Source organism: Comamonas sp. 23 (genome assembly GCF_049601575.1).
Classification (GTDB): domain Bacteria; phylum Pseudomonadota; class Gammaproteobacteria; order Burkholderiales; family Burkholderiaceae_C; genus Comamonas; species Comamonas squillarum.
This window is the reverse complement of sequence record NZ_CP187127.1, coordinates 4,777,923-4,802,300: the sequence shown is the minus strand read 5'-3', so window position 1 is coordinate 4,802,300 and position 24,378 is coordinate 4,777,923. Positions and strand designations below refer to the sequence as shown.

The following is a 24,378-nucleotide window of genomic DNA, read 5'->3' as shown; positions in this document are numbered from 1 at the left end:
CAAGCTGCGCCAGTGAGGGCGGCAGACAGAAAGGCTGGCCATGGGCCCACTGCGTTCACCACAGCAAGACGACGTTGACAGAGCCCAATGGGTGATCGAGCCTTTCTGGCGCAAGCTCAACAGCTTTTTCCTGTTTCCGCTGCAGCGCAAGCCGCTGCTGTATGCGCTGGTGCTGTCGCTGTGCGCCTATATGCTGATGTGGGGCCTATTGATCGGTCTGGTCGTTGCGGTGGGCCTGCTGCTGGCGATCAGCCGGCATGCGTTCAAGATAGCGGCCTATGCCTCGCACGGCGTGCTCGACAGCAATGACTACGATGACTACCCTTGCGATGCCGACCTCAAGGTGCTGCCCTGGAAGTTCTTTGGCGTGCTGCTGGTGCATGGCTTTCTGATCGGCATGCTCGCCCGGGTCAGCCCGGGACTGGCGGCGCTGGGCGATCTGCTCTCGTCCTTTCTGATCCCCGCCACCTTGATGGTGCTGATCACCAGCGGCAGCCTGCGCGCTGCCATCAACCCCTTCATGCTGCTGGGCACCACGGGTGCCATCGGTCTGCCCTATGGCCTGCTGTGCCTGTTTCTGTTTTTGCTGATGCAGGGCGTGCCGATGGCCTTTGCGCTCCTGGTCACGGTGATGCCCCAGGCGCTGCTCGCGCCTTTGCTGGCCTTTGTCGTGATCTATTTCAACGGCGTGATCGCCGCGATGATCGGCTATGTGATGTACCAGAACCATGCGGCGCTGGGCATCACGCCGGACAAGGCGCCGCAGGCCGAAGCCGGTGCGCCGGTGCTGGACCCGCAGACCGCGCTGGCCCAGCGCCGCGATGCCCAGGTGGCCCAGCTGGTGCAGAACGGCGACATGAACGCCGCCCTGGCCGAAGCGCGCGAGTGGCAGCGCAGCGAGCCCGATAGCCTGGCCGACCAGCGCCGCTACCACCGCGTGCTCAAGCTCAGCGACAAGGCGGGTGAGCTGGCGCGCCATGCGCAAAGCTATATCGCACTGCTGCTGCAAAAGCAGCGCAGCAGCGATGCGCTGGAGGTCTGGGGTAGTTGCTACAAGCGCGACAAGGGCTTTCGGCTGAAGGAGGCCCGCCACACGCTGGCGCTGGCGCAGACGGCCTGGAAGCGCATGCAGCTGCCCCATACGCTGGCCCTGCTCCATGGTTTTGAGAAAGCCTATGCCGGCAGCGATCTGGTGCCCCAGGCGCTGGAGCTGACGGTGCGCGTGCTCAAGCAAGGCGCCAACAAGCCGGACCAGGCGGTGCGCGTGTTCATGCGCATGAAGATCCGCTACCCCGCGCATGCCTGCACGCAGGAGGCGGCCTGGATCTTGCGCGATGAGTTGCCGGGGGCAGCGCAGGCGCCTGGCGCACCTGCTTGACTATTTAAGCGGCCGCCGAGGGCGCCACGCTGGCGATGATGCCGCCGCCCAGGCAGACCTCGCCGTCATACAGCACGGCCGATTGGCCTGGCGTCACCGCCCATTGCGCCTCGGGAAAATCGAGGTGGAAATGCGCGGGCGTCGCATCGGCGCCGATGATCGCGGGCGAGTCGGGCTGGCGGTAGCGGGTTTTGGAGCCATAGGTGCCAGCAGCGGGCGGGTGGCCAGCCACCCAGCTCGTGTTGTCGGCGTCCAGCGCCTGCGACAGCAGCCAGGGGTGGTCATGGCCTTGAACCACGCGCAGGATGTTCTTGTCCAGCTCCTTGCGCGCCACAAACCACGGCGCATGCTCGCCCGCGCCACGCGCTGCGCCTTTTTCCTTCACGCCGCCAATGCCCAGGCCCGAGCGCTGGCCCAAGGTGTAGAACGACAGGCCCACATGCTTGCCCAGCTTGCGGTTGCGGTCGTCCAGGATCAGGCCCGGTTCCTTGCTGATGTAGCGGTTGAGAAAATCGCGGAAAGGGCGCTCGCCGATAAAGCAGATACCGGTCGAGTCCTTTTTCTTGGCATTGGGCAGGCCGATCTCTTCGGCAATGCGGCGCACCTCGGTCTTTTTCAGCTCACCGACCGGGAACAGCGCCTTGGACAGCTGCGCCTGGTTCAGACGGTGCAGAAAATAGCTCTGGTCCTTGGCCGGGTCCAGGCCCTTGAGCAGCTCGAACAGCTGGGTATCGGGGTTCTGGCGCACGCGGGCGTAGTGGCCGGTGGCGATCTTTTCGGCACCCAGGCGCATGGCATGGTCCAAAAAGGCCTTGAACTTGATCTCGGCATTGCACAGCACATCGGGGTTGGGCGTGCGGCCGGCCTGGTATTCGCGCAGAAACTCGGCAAACACCCGGTCCTTGTAGTCGGCGGCAAAGTTGACGTGTTCGATCTCGATGCCCACCACGTCGGCCACGGCTGCGGCATCGACAAAGTCGATGTTCGACGAGCAATACTCGCTGTCGTCGTCATCTTCCCAGTTCTTCATGAAGATGCCGACGACCTCGTGCCCCTGTTTTTTGAGCAAATACGCGGTGACGGCCGAATCCACGCCGCCACTCAGCCCCACTACGATGCGCTGTTTAACCATGGGCGCAATTATCCGCCTGGCGGCAGGCGCCTGCTTCGCTAGGGCTATGTGGCGTTTTGTCGCCCAACGGCGACCAACAGCGCCGATAAGCGCCCAAGGTCCCCAGCAGGCGCTGCCCGCCGGGCTTATTGAGGCGTCAGCGCAATGCGCTCGCGGGTGGCTTTCTCCACCGCGCTGCGCGAGTAGGTCAGCGGAAAGTACTGGCCTGCCGCCCAGGTGTTGGCCAGGTCGCGGTAGTGGGGGCTGGCCGGGTTGCCCGATTGGCCGGGCGTGTTGACCACGCGCGAGGCATCCCAGTTGCCCACATCGACCACCATGCGGAAGGACGCGCCCGAGGTCAGCTGGTAGGTGTCCACGTTGTAGCTGGTGGCCATGGGCGTGGCCCAGGAGCCGCCGATGCCGCCCACGCCGACATTCAGCTTTTGCTTGGTCGCGCTGTCCACCACACCGGCGAGCGGGTGCACAAAGATCGCCTGGTGCAGGCTGCCCCAGGTCCAGCTCTTGGCATCGGCCCCCAGCTTGGCCTGCAGCCATTGCATCGCCGGGGCGATGGACGAGAGCAGCACCTGGTCGCGCTCGGTCTCGCTCATCCAGCCTTGGGGCTGCTCCAGCACCGCGATCATGCGGGTGGCACTGGTCTCCTTGGCAAAGCTGCGCTCGCTGGCGGCCAGCACCTGGTCGGTCAGCGCTTTTTTCAAGCTGGCATTGCTCCACACCTCATAGAGCGCAGCGGCGGCGCTGTCCTTGGCCATGGTGCCGTCCCAGCCCTGCAGCAGTGCCAGTCCCTGGGCGGTCTGGGCATCGTTGCTTTGCAGCGGTGCCAGCAGCTTGAGCAGGCGCTGGGCCGGTACGGCCACGATGTCGGTCTGCCAGGCTTCGGAGTCGGCGACGCTGAGCTTCTTGCCGTCCTTGGCAGCCTTTTCAAACAGGCCATGCAGGCGCTGCGCGCGGGCCGAGTCGGACCATTCGTAGCCAATGCCTTTTTGGTAGAGCGGGTGCGTGGGTGGCACATTGTTTTCGTTGGCGGTCACCACATAGCCGCGCTGGGGGTTGAACTCCCAGGGCAGCTCGTCGCCATTGCGGTAGCCGGTCCATTCAAAGCGGCCATCGCCGGGCACCGGCATCAGCCCGTCCCAGTTGGGGCGAATGGGGGTGAGCCCGCCCGGGATCCAGCCGATATTGCCGCTGCTGTCGGCATAGACCTGGTTCTCGCCCGGTGCACCCCAGCGGTTCATCGCTGCGCGGAACTGGTCAAAGTCCTGCGCGCGCATGTAGTCCATCGAGCCGAAATAGGGCGCCATGCCCAGGTCCAGCCAGGCGGCGCGCAGCGCATAGGCCTTGTTGCCTTCGGCGGCCAGCACCGGGCCGTGGCGGGTGTACCAGTTCTCGACGATGACCGGCTGGGCCGCGCCCTTGACGGCAATGTTTTCCGTGACGCGGGTCATCGGCTCCCAGCGGCCCTGGTACTTGTACTCCTTGCTGTTTTGCGGGTTGGTTTCGTACACATACAGGTCTTCCTGGTCCATGTAAAAGCGCGTCAGGCCAAAGGCGATGCGGCCGTTGTGGCCGATGGAGATGCCGGGCAGAAACGGCTCACCGGCGCCGATCACATCCATGCCAGGGGCCGAGATGTGCGAGATATAGCGCAGGCTGGGCGCGCCATGGGCGCGGTGCGGGTCATTGGCCAGAATCGGCCGGCCGGTGGTGGTCATGCCCGGCGCAATCGTCCAGTTGTTGCTGCCGTAGCTGGCCAAGGTGTTGGCATCGGGCTGGTTCAGTGTCGATTCGGACAGCGCCAGCAGCTGCTCGGGTGCCATGTCCTGCACCGACACCTTGACGTTCTCCTTGGTAAAGCGTGGGCTGGCGGTGGCCAGCGCATAGGCGCGCTTGAGCTCCTTGCCAGGTAGGCCACAGACCTCCAGCCCTGGCGGGACCTGCGGCTTCACATCGGGCACCAGCTCGCGGCGCAGCCAGTCCACGCGGGCGCCGTTGTGCTTGCCTTCGCAAAAGGCCTGGGCGCGGTCCACCTCGCCAGTAAAGTTCAGGGTCAGGCCATGGTGGCGGATGCGCACCGTGTCTTCTGCGGCCCACTGCGCGGGCTGGTAGCCCAGCAGCTTGAACTCTTCGGGCAGCAGGCCGGGGTCGGCCTTCGTCTGGGCGACAAAGGCATTCACCCCGGCCACAAAGGCCTCGGCCACGCGCTTGGAGTCCGAGCCATAAGCCAGCCATTCGCGGTACATGTCGCCACGAAACAGCACCGCGCGCGCCGCCTTGTCGCTCTCGACCCAGGCCGGGCCAAAGTCCTGGGCCATCTGGCCCAGGCCGCGCTTGCGCCACAGGTCCATCTGCCAGAGCCGGTCGCGTGCGGCCATATAGCCTTGCACCACAAAGGCGTCATAGGTGGTGCCCGCGTAGATATGCGGCACGCCCCACTGGTCGACCAGCACCTCGGCGGGCTTTTCCAGCCCGGCAATCCTGGCGCTGTGCTGGCGGGTGGGCGGCGTGCCCAGCGAGCTGCAGCCGGCTGCAAGCAGCGTAGCGGCCAGCGGCAAGGCCAGACGGTTGGCAAAACGACAGGCGTCGCGGTGTGGCATGGTGTGTCTCCTCGTTATGGTGTGGATGCACATTGCCATGCTTGCCCGCTGCGCGCAATCGCGTTAGCGCCAAGCGGTGCACAGGGAGACTGCGCGCCGCCCAAAAACAAAGCCCATGGTGGTGAGCCATGGGCTTGTCGTGGATGCGCGCCTATTCGAGCGGTCTCACACCGTCTGGCTGCACCAGCACGGAAACATCGGTGTAGATCAGGTTCAGCGCAAAGCGCTGGCCGGCCAGGTAGTCGTCCAGCGACTGCAGCACCAGCGGGCTGCGCATCTGGTGGGCCTCGGCGCGCATTTCTTCGGCGGTCATCCAGACGGTGCGGCGTATGCCTTCGTCGAGCGGCTGGTTTTCGTAGAACGCGCCGACGGTGCCGGTAAAGGCAAAACGCATATAGGTGGTGTCCGCGCCGCTTTTGCTGCGCACAAAGCGGTTCATGTAGATGCCCAGCAGGGCCGAGGGCTTGAAGTCAAAGGCCGTCTCTTCGAGCACTTCGCGCACACAGGCCTGGATGGGGGATTCGCCAGGGTCCAGATGGCCCGCCGGGTTGTTCAGGCGGATGCCGTCCGAGGTGTCTTCCTCTACCAGCAAAAATCGGCCATCGCGCTCAATGACGGCGGCCACGGTGACGTTGGGTTTCCAGCGGTGGGGCATGCGGCATTATGTGCCAAGTCGCTGAAATCATAAAAAGAGCGTCAAGGGCTTGTCATGCTGTTGCAATCACCACCACAGGCAAAGCTCTGCAGTACGATAGCAGCATGCAAGCACCCGCCCCCACCCCAGCCATTCCCGCACAGTCCGTCTATGCCGAGCGCCGCGCCCAGGTCGCGCGCCAGCTGGGCGAGGGCGGGATCGCCATCATCCCCACCGCGCCCGAGCGCGCGCGCAACCGCGACAGTGACTTTCTGTACCGCCACGACAGCTATTTCTACTACCTGACCGGTTTCAGCGAGCCCAACGCCAGCCTGGTGATCACCGCTGATGGCAAGACCACCTTGTTTTGCGCACCCAAGGACCTGGCGCGCGAGATCTGGGACGGCTACCGGCTGGGGCCCGAGGCCGCAGTCGCGGCGCTGGGCGTGAGCGAGGCCTATTCGGTGGCCGAGCAGGCGGCCCGCATGCCCAAGATGCTGGAAAACCGCAGCGTGGTCTGGTACCCGTTTGCGATCCACCAGGGGCTCGAGAGCACGGTGGCCCAATGGCTCAACGGCGTGCGCGCCCGCACCCGCTATGGCGCGCTGGTGCCCGAGCAGCAGCGCGACCTGTGCACCGTGCTCGATGAGATGCGTTTGTTCAAGGATGCGCACGAGGTGCCGATTCTGCGCCGCGCAGGAGACATCAGCGCCCGCGCCCATATCCTGGCGATGCAGCGCTCAGCGCGCATGGTTCGCGCCGGGCAGGACGTGCGCGAATACCACCTCGATGCCGAGCTGCTGCAGGCCTTCCGCGAATACGGCTCGCAGTGCCCGGCCTATGGCTCGATCGTGGCCGCCGGCGCCAATGCCTGTGTGCTGCACTACCGCGCCGATGCCGCGCCCATCCGCAGCGGCGAGCTGGTGCTGATCGATGCCGGTTGCGAGCTCGATGGCTATGCCAGCGACATCACCCGCACCTTCCCGGCCAACGGCCAGTTCACCGGTCCGCAGCGCGATCTGTACGACCTGGTGCTCGCCAGCCAGGATGCCGCCATTGCGCTGGCCCGGCCCGGCAAGCGCTTCAACGACATGCATGACGCCACCGTCGCCGTGCTGGCCCAGGGCATGCTCGATCTGGGCCTGCTCGACAAGAACAAGGTCGGCAGCGTGCAGGATGTCATCGACAACCGCAGCTACTTCCAGTTCTACATGCACCGCACCGGCCACTGGATGGGCATGGACGTGCATGACTGCGGCAGCTACATCGAGCCCAGCGAGCTCGGCCACACCAGTGAGCGGCGCGATCCGCTCTCGGGCGAGCTGATCCTCAACCGCCCCAGCCGCATCCTGCGCCCCGGCATGCTGACCACGATCGAGCCGGGCATCTATGTGCGCCCGGCCGACGGCGTTCCCGAAGCCTTCCACAACATCGGCATCCGCATCGAAGACGACGCGCTGATCACCGACGAAGGCTGCGAGCTGCTCACGCGCGGTGTGCCGGTGAAGGCCGACGAGATCGAGGCGCTGATGCGCGAGGGCGCGCCCCGGCCCGCTGATCTGGCCTGATCCGACCTGTGCTCATCCAACACCTGCCCAGCCAAGCGCCTTGCAGGTGTTTTTTATGGGCCGCGCGATTGTGCAAGCGCACATCGAATGAAACCGCGATGTAACTCCCTGTGCACGTTTCTCATGTCAGAATGGAACTGAATTACATCGGGTCGGCATCTGGTGACGGAGCCGGCCCCACTTTTGAGACAAAGACACAGGGGACCTGCCCATGATTTCGCCCAAGATCCGCCGCGCCACCAAGATTGTTGCCACGCTGGGGCCAGCCTCCAGCGAGCCGGCCCTGCTCGAAGAGATGATCCGCGCGGGGGTCAACGTGGTGCGGCTGAACTTCAGCCACGGCAAGGCGCAGGACCATGTGGACCGCGCCCGCATGGTGCGTGAGGCCGCGCAGCGCGCCGGCCGCGAGGTGGCGATCATGGCCGACCTGCAAGGCCCCAAGATCCGCGTTGGCAAGTTTGCCGAAGGCAAGGTGATGCTCGAGCCCGGTGCCCGGTTTGTGCTTGATGCCTCGCGCCAGGAGCCCGGTGACCTGCAGGGCGTGGGCCTGGACTACAAGGAGCTGCCGCGCGATGTGAAGCCCGGCGATGTGCTGCTGCTCAACGACGGCCTGATCGTGCTGACGGTGGACGCGGTTCGGGGCGATGCCGTGCACACCACCGTCAAGCTGGGCGGCGAGCTGTCCAACAACAAGGGCATCAACAAAAAGGGCGGCGGCCTCACCGCGCCGGCGCTGACGGCCAAGGATATGGATGACATCAAGACCGCGATGAGCTTCCAGGCCGACTATGTGGCCGTCAGCTTTCCCAAGACCGCCACCGACATGGAAATGGCGCGCCAGCTGTGCATGGTGGCGGCGGCCGAGTACCGCCACCGCCCCGGCCTGATTGCCAAGATCGAGCGCGCCGAAGCCATTCCGCACCTCGAAGACATCCTGCGCGTGTCTGACGGCATCATGGTCGCGCGCGGTGACCTGGCCGTCGAAGTGGGCCATGCGGCCGTGCCGGCACTGCAAAAGAAGATGATCCGCATGGCGCGCGAGATGGACAAGGTCGTCATTACTGCCACGCAGATGATGGAGAGCATGATCACCAACCCGGTGCCCACCCGCGCCGAGGTGAGCGACGTAGCCAATGCGGTGCTCGACGGCACCGATGCGGTGATGCTGAGCGCCGAGACCGCCGCTGGCAAGTTCCCGCTCGAGACCGTGCTGGAGATGGTCGACATCTGCGCGCAGGCCGAGGCTTCGGCCGACTGGGATGTGGACACCGACTTTGTCGGCAAGACCTTCCAGCGCATCGACCAGAGCATTGCGCTGGGCGCGCTGTTCACCGCCACCCACCTGGGCGCCAAGGCCCTGGTGGCGATGACGGACAGCGGCTCGACGGCGCTGTGGATGAGCCGCCACCGCACCCAGATCCCCATCTACGCGCTGACGCCCAAGGTGGCCACGCAGCGCAAGATGGCGCTGTACCGCAATGTGCGCCCCTTGCTGATGGACACCAGCGCCGACCGCGACACCGCGCTGGCCCAGGCTGAGGTGCACCTGAAGGCGCGCGACATTGTGCAAAGCGGCGATATCTATGCGATCACCTGCGGCGAGCCGATGGGCTCGCCCGGCGGCACCAATATGATGAAGATCAGCCGCGTGGTGTAACGCACAACGCTCTTGCACCGACACACCAGGGGCGCTCGTGAGCGCCCCTTTTTTGCAGCTGTAGATCCGTCCAATTTTGTGCGGATTTTCGACTGCAGCGATACTATGGCGCTCAGCGAGCCTGCCTGCACGTCCGTGCGGATCAAAGGACTGCGCTGAATCCATTCGAAGCCAGGCGGTTTTGCTCCCGAGACAGGGGCTTACCGGCCTTTACAATCCTGGCCTTCGATCACCTAGCCAAGCTGCTGCGATAAGAATTCACAACACGCACGCACCGAGCAGCCCAGCCAAGCCCTTGTTGTTGAGCAGCACAGCGCCGCTGTGCCTGCCTGTTTTTTTGGAAGAGGGAATCTATGTCGCAACGACTAGTACGCCGTTCGGTGTTGGGGATGGCCTTGGGCCTGGGTTTGGGCGCAGTCGCGGGTGTGGCTGCACCGGCATTTGCACAGACGGCGGCCGCCAAGGCCAGCAAGCTGGACGCCCGTGCGGTGGCGGTGGGCTATAGCGAATTGGTCTACGCCAACTACAGCGACAGCCTCGCATCGGCACGCGACATGCAAAAGGCCATCGCCGCCTTGCTCGCGGCCCCCTCCAAGGAGACGCTGGAAGCCGCGCGCAAAAGCTGGCTCGACGCGCGTGAGTTCTACGGCCAGACGGAAGCCTTCCGCTTCTATGGCGGCCCGATCGACGACGAGAACGGCCCCGAAGGCCAGATCAATGCCTGGCCGATGGACGAGTCCTATGTGGACTATGTCGAGGGCAAGTCCAATTCCGGCTTTATCAACGACCCCAAGTTCAAGATCACCAAGGCCAACCTGGCCAAGCAAAACGAGCGCGGTGGCGAGGAAAACATTGCCACTGGCTGGCATGCGATCGAGTTCCTGCTCTGGGGCCAGGACCTGTCCGACACCGGCCCTGGCGAGCGCTCGTTTGAAGACTATGTGGATGGCAAGCGCGCCAACGCCGACCGCCGCCGGCTCTACCTGAAGGTCGTGACCGAGCTGCTGATCGACGACCTGGCAGGCGTCACCAAGGCCTGGGCACCGGGCCAGAAGAACTACCGCGCCCAGTTCGACAAGGGTGGTGTGGAATCGGTGCGCAAGATCATCGTCGGCCTGGGTTCGCTCTCGCGCGGCGAGCTGGCCGGCGAGCGCATGGAAGTGCCGCTGAACTCGCAGGACCAGGAAGACGAGCATTCCTGCTTCTCCGACAACACCCACCGCGACATGGTCGCCAATGCCACTGGCATCCAGAACGTCTGGCTGGGCCAGTACAAGCGCCGCGATGGCACGACCTTGAAGGTGGCCTCGCTGGCCGAGCTGGTGGCGGCCAAGAACGCTGAGCTCTCGGGCAAGACCAGTGCGCAGATTGCCAGCACGGTCAAGGCGACCGAAGGCATCCAGGCACCGTTTGACCGCGAAATCATTGGCGGCGCCGACGCCCCTGGCCGCAAGCGCATCCAGGCGGCGGTGGACAGCGCCACCGAGCAGTCCAAGCTGCTGGTGCAGGCGGCCAATGCCATCGGCATTACCAAGCTGACCCTGGTCCAGCCCTGACGAAGGACCGTTGCTGCACTATGTCTGTGAAGATGAATGACAAGAAGCCCGGTGGCCGCGTGCAGCGGCTGGCATGGGCAGCAGCGGGTCTGTGCGCGGCCACCGCCTTGGCGGTGGCCCTGCGGCCGGAGGCCAGCGCGGCGCAGACCAGCGCGGCTGCAAAGCCCGCCGCAGCGGCGCCCGCGCAAGACCCCAGTGAGATGACCGGCGGCGACACCACGGTGTTTGCCACCGGCAAGAACGCGTTCTCGTTTCCTTTTGCCTCTCTCGCCGATGAAGAGCGCACGCGCTTTGTCATCGGCAATTCCTTTTTCAAGCGCAACTGGGTGGAGGCACCGGCCTCGACCCGGCTGCGCGATGGCCTGGGCCCGCATTTCATTGCACGCAGCTGCGGCGGTTGCCACATCATGGACGGGCGCGGTGAGCCGCCAGAGTTCCACCGCACCTTGGGTCCCGATCCCGATCCCACGGTGGCGCTGCTGATCCGCCTGTCGGTGCCCGGCAAGGCCGATCCGCATGCCGGCGTGGTGCCCGAGCCGACCTATGGTGACCAGTTCAACAATGCGGCGGTGCAGGGCGTCAAGCCCGAGGGCATCGTGCGCATCCATGGCACGCCCATCCAGGGCCGCTTTGCCGATGGCACGCCCTACGAATTGATCCAACCCCGCTACGAGCTGACCGACCTGGGCTATGGGCCCATGGCCAAGGATGTGATGATCGGCCCGCGCATTGCGCCCCAGGTGGTGGGTGTGGGCCTGATTGAGGCGATTGCCGAGGCCGACATCCTCGCCAATGTGCGGGAGCAGGCGGCGCTGGCCGGCCCCATCAAGGGCCAGGCCAACCGCGTCTGGGATGCCTATGGCCAGCGCGAGGCGATTGGCCGCTTTGGCTGGAAGGCCAACTCGCCCAGCGTGGCGCACCAGACGGCCAACGCCTTCTCGGGCGACATGGGCATCACCTCACGCATTTTCCCGAACGAGAACTGCACCCCGGCGCAAAAAGACTGCCTGGCCGCGCCGCATGGCGGCGGTCTGGACAAGTCCACCGCCGGCCGCACGGCGGCGCAGGCGCGCGCCGATGCGCCCGAGATCGATGACAAGACGCTCGACGATGTGATCTTCTACCAGGCCACCTTGGCGCCTGCGGCCCGCCGCAATATCAATGACTCGGCCGTCAAGCTGGGCCAGCGCCTGTTTGCCCAGGCGCAGTGCGCCGTCTGCCACAAGCCCAGCTATGTGACCGGCCCCAGCCCCTTCCCACGCCTGACGGCCAAGAACATTGCCGGCCAGAAGATCTGGCCCTATACCGATCTGCTGCTGCATGACATGGGCCCGGCGCTGGCCGATGGCCGGCCGGACTTTCTGGCCAGTGGCCAGCAGTGGCGCACGCCGCCGCTGTGGGGCATTGGCCTGATTCAGGATGTGAACGGCCACCAGCGCCTGCTGCACGACGGCCGTGCGCGCGGCGTGCTCGAAGCGATCCTCTGGCATGGCGGCGAGGCCGAGCAGGCCAAGCAGCAGGTGCTGAACATGGATGCCGCCGAGCGTGAAGCCCTGGTCAAGTTTGTGGAGTCGCTATGACGCAAGTTGGTTTGAAAACGGGGCCCGTCCAGGCCGCGCAATCCTGGGGCAGGGCTTGCGCTCTGGTTGCCCTGGCCGCCATGGGCAGTTCTGCCCCGTTGGCGCAGGCGGCCGACACCCCCATGCCGTACTACACGGCCGCCCAGGCGCTGCAAAGCCTGTATGGCCAGCACCTGCCTGCCCGTGCGGCGGCGTTTACCCAGGCCGCCAATGCGCAGGACCAGGCGCTGGCCAGCTTCTGCGCCGGGCCGGCGGCGGCTGCCAAAATCGCACCGGCGGAGTTGCGCAGCCAGTGGCAGCGCAGCCATACCGCCTGGCTGCAGCTGTCCACACCCAGCGTGGGGCCCTTGGTGGAGCGCCGCTCGCTGCGGCAGATTGATTTCACGCCGATCCGCACGGCGCTGATCACCCGCGCCGTCAAAAAAGGCCCGCAAAGCGCTGCCGATATGGAGCTGGTGGGCACGCCCGCCAAGGGCTTTGGTGCGCTGGACTGGCTGCTGAGCCAGGGCCTGCAGCCAGCCAGTCCGGAATGCGCCTTTGCGCTGCAGGTGGCCAAAGCGATCAGCGCCGAGGCCCAAAGCCTGCAGGCCGCGTTCGAGCCCCTGCGCAGCAAGACCTGGAGCGTCGAAGGCTCGGAGAGCGAGCCCGACGATGCAGCCAGCCCCGGGGCCAAGGAGACGGGCGCGGCGATCGAGGAATGGGTCAACCAGTGGCTGGGCGGGCTGGAGCGCCTGCGCTGGGCGCAGATGGAAAAGCCGGTCAAGGTGGTCGAGGGCAGCAACAAGGCGCCCGCCTTTGCCCGCATCGCGATGGCCGACAACTGGCGCGAGTGGCAGACCCAGTGGCAGGCGCTGCATGCCCAGGCCTTGCTCACCCCCGCGCAGCGCCAGCAGCCCCCGGTGCCCGGCAAGGACCTGATCTCCATCGAAGCGCTGCTGCTCAGCAAGGGCCATATCGCCCTGGCCCAGCGCTGGCGTGAGGCCATTGGCGTGGTCGATGCCGCCATGCCGGCCCCTGGCAAGGCGCCTGCCAAGGAAGGGCCACAGGCCAACACCGAGATCCTCGCGCTCGCCACCAAGCTCAAGGGCATCACGGCGCTCTACCAGGCCGAGGTGGCGCCGGCGCTCGATATTCCGCTGGGCTTTAGCGACAGCGATGGCGACTGAGCGACCCGCCATGACCGACGCTGCGCTGTTGTCCACACCCATGCCCCGGCGCGCGCTGCTGCGCGGGCTGGGTGCCTCGGCGATGGGCGCGCTGGGCCTGGCCGAACTGTCTTTTGCCAAAGACGCGGGCAGCACGCCGGGCGTCACCCGGCTGGCGGCAGTCTGGCGCGATGGCGCCAGTGCGATGGCGCAGGACTGGGCCGGTGTGCTCGAAGTGCTGCCGCAAAGCGGCGGCGGCCATGCCTGGCGCATTGCTGCGCGCACCGAGCTGCCCACCCGTGGCCATGGCGTGCAAACACTGCCCGGTGGTCAGCTGGTCTTTGCCGCCCGCCGGCCCGGGGATTGGCTGCTGCGCTGGCAGCCCAAAACAGGAGCGCTGCAATGGGCCTGGATGCAGGAGGACCGCTGCTTTAACGGCCATGTGGCACTGGCGGGCCCCGCGACGGCGCAGGCCTGGCAGGCCCAAGCGGGCGCAGGCGGTAGCGGGATGCTGTTCACCACCGAAACCGATCTGGAAGACAGCCAGGGCTGCATAGGCCTGCGCGATGCCACGAGCCTGGAGAAGCTGGCCGAATGGCGCAGCCATGGCATGGACCCGCATGAGCTGCTGGTGCTGCCCGCCCCGCTGGGCAAGCTGCCGGCCGGGACCCTGGTCGTTGCCAATGGCGGCATCCCCACGCAAAGCGAGACGGGCCGCAGCAAGAAATGGCTGGACAGCATGGACCCGTCGCTGGTCGCGCTGCACCCCTTTGACGGTCGCCTGCTGGGCCAGTGGAAGCTGCCCGACCCGCGCCTGTCGATCCGCCACCTGGCCTGGGATGCCGCGCGCCAGCGTCTGGGCATTGCGCTGCAGGCCGAGCATGAGGATGCACGGCGCCAAAGCGCCCCCATCTTCGCCGTCTGGGATGGCCAGCGCCTGCAGCTGGCGCAAGACCAGCCGCCGCTGGCCGGCTACGGCGGCAGCGTGGAATGCGCGCCGCTGGCGCAAGGCGGCTTTGTGGTGAGCTGCCCCAAGTCCGATTGCATGGCCTGGTTTGATGCCCAGGCGCGCTACCTGGGCAGCAGCCCTCAGGGCGATGTCTGCCCTGTGGCACTCGATGGCGCGCGGCTATGGGCCGGCGGCGGCCATGGGGTGACCGAGCGCAGCAGCCGCAGCCGCGAGCAAGCGGTAGCAGCGCTGGATACGGTGACCGGACTGATGTTTGACAACCACTGGCGCCTAGTGGGCTAAGGGACTGAGCCCAGCTGCGGTTTAGGCGCTGCGCTGCCGGCGCGCCATGCCCATGTCGATGGCCAGGCCGGCCGTCCAGCACAGCCAGGCGGTCCACAAGGTGTGGCTCATATAGTGGGCGCCGCGCATCTGCTGGCCCAGGCCCAGCAGCAGGCCCATCACCAGCGCCACCGCCAGCCACCAGCGCGCGGCGCGCGGTGTGTCGCGCGCCAGCGCAAAATAGCCGCCGACAAAGGAAAAACCGGCCGCCGCATGGCCGGCCGGAAAGCAGCGACCAGCGCCGCCATCATGCACCCCCCAGCGCCAGTGCGACACATACTCGGCCACGCCGCCAAAGACCGACAGGTCCCAGGGGCAGCTGGTGGCGCTGCTGCGCTTGAGGATGGCCACTACCGCAAGAGCCGCCAGAATGCTGACGAGCAGCTGAACCCGCCTGGCGGTAGGCAGCTTGCGCAGCAGGCCAAAGGGCATCCAGACGCCCAGGCTCAAGGCCAGCACGACCACCCAGCCCAGGTTGCGCATGCCCTGGTGCATATAGGTGACCAGAAAATGGTCGTCGCGCAGCGCAAAGCCCTGGGCCGTGCCCCAGAGGTGGGCCAGCGCCAGGTCCTGGCCTCCGGCATCCCACAGGGCGATCAGCACAAAACTGAGTACCGTGGCCAGCAGCCAGCGGCGGTTGTACAAGGGGGCGCGTGTATCGGCTAACGAGGCAGGGAGGCAGGAAGGCATCTGGCGATGCTGCGGCGGCTGGCTTAAGGGCTTCTTAATGTCCCGGGTGCAGGGCGCAGGCCATAGGCGCAACGACCCAAGTCATGCACAATGCCAGCCATGCGCATACTGATGGTGGAAGACGATGCCGGCATTGCAGAGGGCCTCAAAGCCAATCTGCAGCAGCGCGGCCATGCGGTGGACTGGTGCCCCAGCCTGGCCGAGGCCTGGCGCGCGCTGACGGCCGAGGGCTTTGATGTGGTGCTGCTGGACCTGGGCCTGCCCGATGGCGATGGCTCGCGCCTGTTGCAGCAGCTGCGCAATGCCCCGCCCCCCACCGGCCTGCGCAAGACCCTGCCCGATCCGGCCACGCCGGTCATCGTGCTGACCGCCCGCGACGGCGTGCATGACCGCATTGAAAACCTGGACCTGGGCGCCGACGACTACCTCTCCAAGCCCTTTGATGCCGAAGAGCTGCAGGCCCGGCTGCGTGCGCTGCTGCGCCGCGCGGCGGGCCGCGCCAATCCGCTGATCCACTACCGCGACCTGGTGCTGGACCCGGCCTTGCACCAGGTGCGCCTGGGGGGCGAAGGGGTCGAGCTCTCACCCCGGGCCTACACCATCTTGCTGATCCTGCTGCAGGCCCATGGCCGGGTGCTGTCGCGTCAGCAGTTGGAGGAAAAGCTCTACAGCTTTGATGCCTCGGTCGAGAGCAATGCGGTGGAGGTGCATATCCACCACCTGCGCAAAAAGCTCGGCGCCGACTACATCCTGACCATGCGCGGCGTGGGCTACTTCATGCCCCAGGACCAGGCATCGTGAACCTGGCGGCCAAGCCCCAGCGCCTGCCCCAGCTGCGTACCCGGCTGCTGGTCTGGATTCTGGCGGCGCTGGTCGTCGTCTGGGCCAGTTTTGTCTACTGGGCCTACCAGACCGGTATTGAAGAGGCCGATGAGCTGACCGACGGGCACCTGGCCGGCGTTGCTGCGCTGGTGCTCAATATCCCCTCCAACGCGCAGACCCCGCCGGGCCTGCCGACCGAGCGCGTGCCGCTGCCGGGGCTGCATGCGCATGACTACCAGCAGTCGATGAGCCTGCAGGTCTGGAGCGCCGAGGGCGATCTGGTGCTCAATGTCGGCAGCGCGCCGCGCCTGCATTTTGCCGATGGGCGCAGTGGCTTTTTTGATGCACAGCTAGGCCCCAAGCACGAGGTCTGGCGCACCTTCACGCAGTGGAACACCGAGCACACGCGCAAGGTCGCTGTGCTGGTCAACCTGCAAGAGCGCGATGACCTGGCCGATGACATTGCCGGGCAGATGATTCTGCCCGGGCTGTGGCTTTTGCCGGTGGTCACCCTGGTGCTGGGGCTGACAATCCGCGCCGGCCTCAAACCCCTGACCCAGCTCTCGCGCGATGTCGAGCAGCTCGAGCCCGAGCAGGGCCAGCGCCTGTCTACCGGCCACAACTGGCAGGAGTTCCGGGCGGTGACCCTGGCGTTCAACCGCCTGCTGGACCGCAATGATGAGGCGATGGAGCGCGAGCGCACCTTGGCCAACCAGGTGGCGCATGAGCTGCGCACGCCGCTGGCCTCGATCAGCTTGCATGCGCAGTCGCTGCAAGGCGGGCTCGACCCCGCCCAGCAGGCCCAGGCGGTGCAGCGCCTGCATGCCGACGCGCTGCGCGCTGGCCATGTGCTCAACCAGATTCTGGCCTTGGCCCGCAGCAGCCGTGTGGCGCTGACCCAGCAGGCCGCGCCGGTGGACCTGGCGCAGCTGGCGCGCACGGTGGGGGCCGAATACGCCCAGGCGGCCTGGCGGCGCGGGGGCAGTGTGGCGGTGGAGCTGCCCGAGCAACTGTGGGTGAAAGGCCACGCCGTGCTGCTGGAGGTGGCCGTGCGCAATTTGGTCGAGAACGCGCTGCGCCACACCCCCGAGGGCACGCAGATCGAGGTGCAGGGCGGCAGCGATGGTGGGCAGTGCTGGCTGCAGGTCTGTGATGATGGCGGCCGCCTGCAGGAGAAGGCCGTGCCCGAGCCAGTGGACAGCCTGCAGCTGGGCCACCAGATTGTGCAGCGCATCATGGCTTTGCACGGGGGCACTTTCGAGCAGCTAGAGGCGCTGGCACCCTATACCACTTGCTACCGCCTCAGTATGCCTCTCGCCCAGATGGCCTGAGCTTGCTAAAATAGGCAGTTACCAAGCGGTTACCATGCCGCAGACATGAATCCAGGGTGTTGCAGCAGCGGTTGCAGCACTCTTTCTTTGCATTAGAACGGACCCGACCACCATGCCTTTGATCTCGATGCGCGAAATGCTCGACCATGCTGCCGAAAATGGCTACGGCATCCCTGCCTTTAACGTCAACAACCTGGAACAAGTCCAGGCCGTGATGTCGGCGGCAGACGAAGTCGGCGCGCCCGTGATCCTGCAGGCCAGCGCCGGCGCGCGCAAGTACGCCGGTGAGCCCTTCATCAAGCACCTGATCCAGGCCGCCGCCGAGATGTACCCGCACATCCCGCTGGTGATGCACCAGGACCACGGCACCACGCCCGAGATCTGCCAGGGCGCGCTGAACCTGGGCTTTGGCTCGGTGATGATGGACGGCTCGCTGATGAGCGACGGCAAGACCCCCTCGTCCTTTGACTACAACGTCGATGTGACCCAGAAGGTCGTTGCGATGGCCCACCAGATCGGTGCCACCGTCGAAGGCGAACTGGGCTGCCTGGGCAACCTGGAAACCGGTGAAGCTGGCGAAGAAGACGGCATTGGCGCCGAAGGCAAGCTGGACCACAGTCAGATGCTGACCGACCCCGAAGAAGCAGCCGTGTTCGTCAAGGCCACGCAACTGGACGCGCTGGCGATCGCCATCGGCACCAGCCATGGCGCCTACAAGTTCAGCCGCAAGCCCACGGGCGACATCCTGGCGATCTCTCGTGTCAAGGAAATCCATGCCCGCATCCCCAACACCCACCTGGTGATGCATGGCTCCTCGTCCGTGCCCCAGGAACTGCTGGCCATCATCAACCAGTACGGCGGCAAGATGAAGGAAACCTACGGCGTGCCCGTCGAAGAGATCCAGGAAGCCATCAAGTACGGCGTGCGCAAGATCAATATCGACACCGACATCCGCCTGGCGATGACCGGCGCGGTGCGCAAGTTCCTGGCCGAGAACCCCGACAAGTTCGACGCCCGCGAATGGCTCAAGCCCGCCCGTGAAGCCGCCAAGCAAGTGTGCAAGGCCCGCTACATCGAGTTTGGCTGCGAAGGCCAGGGCGGCAAGATCAAGGGCTACAGCCTGGAGCAAATGGCCAAGAAGTACAGCGCTGGCGACCTGGCCCAACTGGTCAAGTAAATCTGCCTGCCCTGCCAGTGCCTTGGGCGCTGGATGGCCCCAAAGCCTGCAATCGCTTGCGCGTTGCAGGCTTTTGCTTTTGGCCTAAGCGATGCGGCGATAACCGCACACGCGCACTGCGCCCGGTGTTTTTTGCACAATGCTTTGCATAGCAAACAAAGGAGCGCAAAGCATGCAGACAAGCCATTCCTGGGATCTGGATCTGGTGGTGATTGGCGGCGGATCGGGGGGGGTGCGGGCAGCCCGCATGGCGGCAGCACGGGGCGCCAAGGTGGCGGTGGTGGAGTTCAAGGCCATGGGTGGCACTTGCGTCAACGTCGGCTGCATCCCCAAAAAACTCTACAGCTATGCCGCTGGCTATGCCGAGGCCTTTGCAGAGGCGCGCGGTTACGGCTGGCAAATGCCCCAGGCGATTGCGCTGGACTGGCAGGCGCTCAAAGCAGCGCGCGCGCAGGAGATCTCCCGGCTCAATGGCATCTACGAGGGCCTGATGCGCAACGCGAATGTGGAGCGCATTGCCGGCCAGGGGCGGCTCGCCGATGCCCACACCGTGGTGGTCTCTGCCGATGGCGCCGATGTGCGCACCTTGACCGCGGCCCATATCCTGATCGCCACCGGCGGCACGCCGGTGCGCCCCGATCTGCCGGGCAGCGCGCATGTGATCGTCTCGGACGAGATGTTTGACCTGGCCGAGCTGCCGCGCCGGCTGGTGGTCGTGGGCGGCGGCTATATCGGCTGCGAGATGGCCAGCATCTTCCATGGCCTGGGCGTGCAGGTGAGCCTGCTGCACCGGGGTGACCAGATCCTGCGCGGCTTTGACGACGAGGTGCGCAGCTTTGTCGCCGAAGAGCTTCGCAAGAGCGGCGTGGACCTGCGCCTGAAGACCGAAGTGAAAGAGATCACCTGCGATGCAGCCAGCGGCGAGCGCACATTGACCCTGGCCGATGGGTCGGAGCTGAAGGCCGATCAGGTGCTGTATGCCACGGGCCGCAAGGCCAACGTCAGCGGCCTGGGGCTGGAGGCGCTGGGCATTGCGCTGGACAAAAGCGGCGCCATCGTCGTCGATGCGCAGCTGGCCACTGCCCAGCCCAGCGTGCATGCGCTGGGCGATGTAGTGGGGCGCATGGAGCTGACGCCAGTGGCCCTGGCCGAAGCGATGGCCTGGGTAGACCACCTCTGGGGCCCCGAGGCCGGCAAGGCCGCGCGCGTGATGGACTACGACAACATCCCCACGGCGGTGTTCACCCATCCACAGATCGGCACCGTGGGCCTGACCGAGGCCCAGGCCCGTGAGCGCCATGGGGCGGTGCGCATCTACCGCAGTGATTTCAAACCGCTGCGCCACACCTTGTCGGGCCGCAGCGAGCGCTGCCTGGTCAAGCTGGTCGTGGATGACGCCAGCGACAAGGTGCTGGGCCTGCATGTCGTGGGCGCCGATGCGGCCGAGATCACCCAGGGCTTTGCGGTGGCGATCAAAGCTGGTGCCACCAAGGCGCTGTTTGACCAGACGATTGGCATCCATCCGACGATGGCCGAAGAGCTGGTCACCTTGCGCTAAGTAAGCCGCATGTAAGCATCAGAACGCGGTAGTTGCTGCTTTGCAACATCTTATAAATTCTCTCTATAAAGGCCGCGTGTCTCGGGCATGATACGCGCTCTTTACAGAGGAGATACATATGAAGGAGTGGGTGTATCCGCGGGAGCGGACCCTGGGCGCCATCACGCTGGTTTTGGGCTTGCTGGCATGGTTGGCCATCTTGCTGATGACCGTGGGCACGGTACTGATCTACCTGCTCATCGCTTTCATTTTTTATCTCTTTGCCCAGTCTGCCTTGATTGCCTGGCTGCGCGGCACTGCCGTGCGGCTGTCGGACGAGCAGTTTCCCGAGCTCTACCTGCAGTACCTGCAGTGCTGCAAAAAGCTCGAGCTGGTCGACCCGCCCGAGGCCTATCTGCTGCAAGGCGACGGCCTGATGAATGCCTTTGCCACCCGCTTTCTGGGCCGCAACTTTGTCATTGTGCTGAGCGACACGGTGGATGCGATGCGCGCGCTGCCCGATGGCATCAACTTCTACTTTGGCCATGAGCTGGGCCATATCAAGCAAGGCCATTTGACCGGCCATTTCTGGCGCATGCCGGTGCTGTGGCTGCCGCTGATTGGTGCGGCCTATGCGCGCGCTCAGGAGTACACCTGCGACCTGCATGGCCGCGCCTGCTGCGAAGGCTCGGAATCGGCCGGCCGCGCGCTGTCGGTGCTGGCCGCTGGCGCGCAGAAGTGGAAGACCATCAACCTGGTGCAGTATGCGCGTCAGACCATGACGAACCGGGGCTTCTTCCCCGATCTGCATGAGCTGCTGGGCGGCTACCCCTGGCTGACCAAGCGCGTGGCGCGCATGATCAGCCCCGGCATCAAGATGCCGGGCCGCAATCCCTTCTCTTACCTGTTTGCGCTGTTTGTGCCCTACGGCGGCCGGGCAGGCGGCGGGGCCGTGGGCTTGTTGATGGTGATCGCGATCATCGGTATCGCGGCCGCCGTCGCGATCCCGGCGCTCAAGGGTGGAGCCGGGGGCGGTGCCTTCAGCCAGATGCTGATGCAAGGCATGCAGTCGCAAAAGGGCAAGGAAGCCTTCGAGAAGGAATGGAGCCAGGCCGAGCCGGTACGCCAGGCGCTGTCGCGCTACTACCAGACCTATGAAGAAGTGCCGGATTCGCTGGCCGATGCAGGTGTGCCGCCGCAGCAGGAAGGCCGGCTGATGTATGACAGCGACGATATGTCGCTGACTGCGCTGACCCTCCATGGCCAGTTGCAGATGCAGCCCATGCAGGGAGAGGGCGGCAAGGTGATCTGGCATTGCAGCGCCGATGGTGCGGCGCAACAGTATCTGCCGGCCAGTTGCCAGAGCAAGTGATGCATTTGGATACATTCACTACCAAAGTCTCCTGATTCAGCCCGGCGGCCTCAGACAGAATCCGCAACGGCCTTGCTATGATGCAGGGCTTGGCGGTGTGGCACAGGCCACGCACTGTCTGTTGGCCGCCGCTACTGTTTTCAGGATCCGTCTATGTCTTTTTCCGCTGCCCGTTCTCTGTCCTGGCTGGGGTGCGCTGCCGCAGCCGTGGTGCTGAGCGCCTGCGCGCCGCTGCCGTCGAGTGTGGAGCCGGTGGGCCGCACCTTGGTGTCCATGGACCAAAACACCGACCTGCGATGGACGTACTGGGGCACGGACAGCGAGGTGCTCGATGTACTGCCCGAAGACCTGGCCAAGGACAAGCCCCTACAGGCCAGGCTCTGGCAGATGCGCACCAAGCTGGGCGAGCTGGTGGGCGTGATGTCGCTGCGCTCCAGCGTCGATGACCTGAACAACCAAAACACCGTCTGGACCCAGAACTGCCCCAAGCAAAAGGGCGTGCTGGTCGAGCGCACCCAGGGCCTGAACATTGGCCGGGTGGACTGCCTGCGCATCAAGCGCACCGCCAACAGCAGCGACTGGCTGGCCCAGAACGATGCGGCCATGGCGGGCCGGCTGGAGGCGGCCGGTGTCTACTTTGCGCGCCCGGTGGCCTATGTGTCCTACCAGTTCACCACCAGCAATGGCGGCTATGTCGAAGCGCAGGTGCTGGTGGACCAGCGCCTGGTGCGCCCGCCGATCCGCAGCAGTGTCGACTTTCTGGCCGCCGGCCGTTCGCTGGACCACTGGGCCCAGGACCTGGCGCGTTCCATGCGTGAGAGCACCGGCTACTTCAACGGCGTGCTGACCGTGCCACCGTTCCCCTACGAGATCGACCAGCAGCCCTACTACGAGACCAAGCAGGACGACTCCGATGTGCTGTTTGGCAAGGAAAAGCCCAACCCCCAGGCCGCCGAAGAGAAAGCAGCTTCGGTGGTAGCGCCGGCAGGGGCAGCACCTGCTGCGGTCGCACCCGCCAAGCGCTGAACGCTTCGCTCGCTCAGCAACCGCCATGACCCCGGTCATGGCTTTTTTTTGCTTTTTTACGGGTATATCCAGACTTGGAATGAGCGCAGAATTTGCACAATAGGGCGAGATCGAACAACATGGCTCAGCAGCGGGCCGTGCGCACAGGGCGCCGGCACCCCGCTGTATGACCGACAGGAGACTTGTGCATGACCGAACGCCCATGGCTGGCCGCTTACCCACCCGAGATCCCCGAGGACATTGACCCTGAGCGCATTCCGACCTTGGTGCAGCTGCTCAACCAGGCCTTTATCCAGTATGCCGACCGCACGGCGCTGCACTTCATGGGCGCGCGCTTCAGCTACCGCCAGCTCGACGACTACAGCGTGGCGCTGGCCGCCTACCTGCAGACCCTGCCGCTCGCCAAGGGCGACCGCGTGGCGCTGATGATGCCCAATGTGCCGCAGTACGCGGTGGCCGTCGCAGCCGTGCTGCGCGCCGGGCTGGTCGTGGTCAACGTCAACCCGCTCTACACCGCCTCCGAGCTGGACCACCAGCTCAAGGACAGCGGCGCCAAGGTGATGATCGTGCTGGAGAACTTTGGTGCCACCGTGCAGAACTGCGCAGCGCACCGCCAGCTCGACCAGATCATCGTCTGCAGCATGGGCGATTGCCTGGGCCTGATCAAGGGCAGCATCGTCAACTATGTGGTGCGCCACAGCAAGAAGCTGGTCGCGCCGTTCACCCTGGAGCGCAGCATCCGCTACCCCGATGCGATCAGCCAGGGCGAGCGCCACACGTTCTCGCCGGTGGACATCGGGCCTGACGACATGGCCGCGCTGCAGTACACCGGCGGTACCACCGGCGTGGCCAAGGGCGCCGTGCTGCTACACCGCAACCTGGGCGCCAATGTGATGCAGGTGCAGGCCTGGTATGGGCCGGCGCTCAAGACCATTCCACAAGGCGAGCAGCCGCTGTGCGTCTGCGCGCTGCCGCTCTACCATATCTTCGCGTTCACGGTCTGTTTTCTGCTGTCCATGCGCCTGGGCCACCAGGTGCTGCTGATCCCCAACCCGCGCGACATGAAGGCGGTGCTGGGCGAGCTGGGCAAGTACGAGTTCCACACCTTGCCAGCGGTCAACACCTTGTTCAACGGCCTGATGAGCCACCCCGATTTCGACAAGGTGAACTGGAAGAACCTGCGCGTGGTGGTGGGCGGCGGCGCGGCCGTGCAGTCCTCGGTGGCTGAGCGCTGGCTGCAGCGCACCGGCCAGCCCATCGTCGAGGGCTATGGCCTGTCCGAGACCAGCCCGGTGGCCAGCTGCAACTTTGTCGGCACGGGCCAGAAGGCCTCGGGCTCGATCGGCTACCCGATGCCGGGCACCGATATGGCCATCCTCGACGATGCCGGCGAGCCGGTGGCGCAGGGCGAGCGCGGCGAGGTCTGCATACGCGGGCCGCAGGTGATGGCCGGCTACTGGCAGCGCCCGGACGAGACCGCCAAGTCCATGACCGAGGACCAGTTCTTCCGCTCCGGCGACATCGGCATCATGGAGCCCGATGGCATGTTCCGCATCGTTGACCGCAAGAAGGACATGGTGCTGGTGAGCGGCTTCAACGTCTACCCCAATGAGGTCGAAGACGTGGCCGCATCCTTCCCCGGCGTCGCCGAATGCGCGGTGGTGGGCGTGCCCGATGAGAAGACCGGCGAGGCGATCAAGCTGGTGGTCGTGCGCAAGTCGGCCGATGTGACCGAGGCGCAGCTGCGCGCCCATTGCGCCGAGCACCTGACCGGCTACAAGCGGCCCAAGTACATCGAGTTCCGCGACAACCTGCCCAAGACCCCGGTGGGCAAGATCCTGCGGCGCGAGCTGCGCGACGAAACGACCAAAGCCTGAGTGCTGCAGCG

18 protein-coding genes are annotated in these 24,378 nt (G+C 65.6%); 14 read left to right on the top strand and 4 right to left on the bottom strand.

Annotated features, from left to right (window positions below):
• The first annotated feature begins 91 nt into the window (after positions 1-91).
• Entirely contained in the window at positions 92-1,378 is a 1,287-nt protein-coding gene (locus ACPEE1_RS21655; protein WP_423934853.1) for a hypothetical protein, read from the top strand.
• 4 nt (positions 1,379-1,382) lie between these two features.
• Here the strand turns inward: ACPEE1_RS21655 and mnmA are convergent, their stop codons facing one another.
• The 3 genes from mnmA to ACPEE1_RS21640 all read right to left on the bottom strand — a co-directional run bounded on the left by mnmA (position 1,383) and on the right by ACPEE1_RS21640 (position 5,759).
• A complete protein-coding gene (gene mnmA, locus ACPEE1_RS21650; protein WP_021027022.1) occupies positions 1,383-2,510 on the bottom strand; it encodes a tRNA 2-thiouridine(34) synthase MnmA in 1,128 nt (375 codons plus the stop codon).
• Positions 2,511-2,635: 125 nt separating this feature from the next.
• Positions 2,636-5,104 carry a penicillin acylase family protein gene (locus ACPEE1_RS21645; RefSeq protein WP_423934852.1) on the bottom strand — a complete coding sequence of 823 codons (2,469 nt, stop codon included), beginning with the start codon at positions 5,102-5,104 and terminating at the stop codon, positions 2,636-2,638.
• Positions 5,105-5,255: 151 nt separating this feature from the next.
• Positions 5,256-5,759, bottom strand: coding sequence for an NUDIX hydrolase (locus tag ACPEE1_RS21640; RefSeq protein ID WP_116926103.1), 504 nt, complete (start codon positions 5,757-5,759; stop codon positions 5,256-5,258).
• A gap of 104 nt (positions 5,760-5,863) precedes the next feature.
• Between ACPEE1_RS21640 and ACPEE1_RS21635 the strand changes: the two genes are divergently transcribed.
• From ACPEE1_RS21635 to ACPEE1_RS21610, 6 genes are all read left to right on the top strand, one after another.
• A complete protein-coding gene (locus ACPEE1_RS21635) occupies positions 5,864-7,306 on the top strand; it encodes an aminopeptidase P N-terminal domain-containing protein (RefSeq protein WP_116926104.1) in 1,443 nt (480 codons plus the stop codon).
• A gap of 211 nt (positions 7,307-7,517) precedes the next feature.
• Positions 7,518-8,963 carry a pyruvate kinase gene (gene pyk, locus ACPEE1_RS21630; protein ID WP_116926105.1) on the top strand — a complete coding sequence of 482 codons (1,446 nt, stop codon included), beginning with the start codon at positions 7,518-7,520 and terminating at the stop codon, positions 8,961-8,963.
• A gap of 353 nt (positions 8,964-9,316) precedes the next feature.
• Positions 9,317-10,519: an imelysin family protein gene (locus ACPEE1_RS21625; RefSeq protein ID WP_423934850.1), complete on the top strand. Its 1,203-nt coding sequence runs from the start codon at positions 9,317-9,319 to the stop codon at positions 10,517-10,519.
• Between the two features lie 20 nt (positions 10,520-10,539).
• On the top strand, positions 10,540-12,099 hold the full coding sequence (locus tag ACPEE1_RS21620; protein WP_423934849.1) for a di-heme oxidoredictase family protein: 1,560 nt from the start codon (positions 10,540-10,542) through the stop codon (positions 12,097-12,099).
• A gap of 80 nt (positions 12,100-12,179) precedes the next feature.
• Positions 12,180-13,265: an imelysin family protein gene (locus ACPEE1_RS21615; RefSeq protein WP_423934847.1), complete on the top strand. Its 1,086-nt coding sequence runs from the start codon at positions 12,180-12,182 to the stop codon at positions 13,263-13,265.
• Between the two features lie 10 nt (positions 13,266-13,275).
• Positions 13,276-14,496 (top strand): DUF1513 domain-containing protein, encoded by a 1,221-nt coding sequence (locus tag ACPEE1_RS21610; RefSeq protein WP_423934845.1) that lies wholly within the window; start codon positions 13,276-13,278, stop codon positions 14,494-14,496.
• Positions 14,497-14,517: 21 nt separating this feature from the next.
• On the opposite strand, the gene ACPEE1_RS21605 is transcribed toward ACPEE1_RS21610, so the two are convergent.
• Positions 14,518-15,225 (bottom strand): phosphatase PAP2 family protein, encoded by a 708-nt coding sequence (locus ACPEE1_RS21605; RefSeq protein WP_182344705.1) that lies wholly within the window; start codon positions 15,223-15,225, stop codon positions 14,518-14,520.
• Positions 15,226-15,324: 99 nt separating this feature from the next.
• Here ACPEE1_RS21605 and ACPEE1_RS21600 point away from each other — a divergent pair, with 99 nt between their 5' ends.
• The 7 genes from ACPEE1_RS21600 (at position 15,325) to ACPEE1_RS21570 (ending at position 24,367) form a co-directional block, all read left to right on the top strand.
• Positions 15,325-16,026, top strand: coding sequence for a response regulator transcription factor (locus ACPEE1_RS21600; RefSeq protein ID WP_182344707.1), 702 nt, complete (start codon positions 15,325-15,327; stop codon positions 16,024-16,026).
• A 2-nt stretch (positions 16,027-16,028) separates the two neighbouring features.
• Positions 16,029-17,378, top strand: coding sequence for a histidine kinase dimerization/phospho-acceptor domain-containing protein (locus ACPEE1_RS21595; RefSeq protein ID WP_423936484.1), 1,350 nt, complete (start codon positions 16,029-16,031; stop codon positions 17,376-17,378).
• Between the two features lie 112 nt (positions 17,379-17,490).
• The gene (gene fba, locus ACPEE1_RS21590) at positions 17,491-18,555 is read left to right on the top strand and encodes a class II fructose-bisphosphate aldolase (RefSeq protein ID WP_116926111.1); all 1,065 of its coding nucleotides are present in this window, start codon (positions 17,491-17,493) and stop codon (positions 18,553-18,555) included.
• Between the two features lie 172 nt (positions 18,556-18,727).
• Positions 18,728-20,113, top strand: coding sequence for a glutathione-disulfide reductase (gorA, locus tag ACPEE1_RS21585; RefSeq protein WP_116926112.1), 1,386 nt, complete (start codon positions 18,728-18,730; stop codon positions 20,111-20,113).
• A gap of 118 nt (positions 20,114-20,231) precedes the next feature.
• Positions 20,232-21,464 (top strand): M48 family metallopeptidase, encoded by a 1,233-nt coding sequence (locus ACPEE1_RS21580; protein ID WP_116926113.1) that lies wholly within the window; start codon positions 20,232-20,234, stop codon positions 21,462-21,464.
• Between the two features lie 153 nt (positions 21,465-21,617).
• Positions 21,618-22,490 (top strand): hypothetical protein, encoded by an 873-nt coding sequence (locus ACPEE1_RS21575; RefSeq protein ID WP_133248144.1) that lies wholly within the window; start codon positions 21,618-21,620, stop codon positions 22,488-22,490.
• 188 nt (positions 22,491-22,678) lie between these two features.
• On the top strand, positions 22,679-24,367 hold the full coding sequence (locus tag ACPEE1_RS21570) for an AMP-binding protein (RefSeq protein WP_260718717.1): 1,689 nt from the start codon (positions 22,679-22,681) through the stop codon (positions 24,365-24,367).
• The last annotated feature ends 11 nt before the right edge of the window (positions 24,368-24,378 follow it).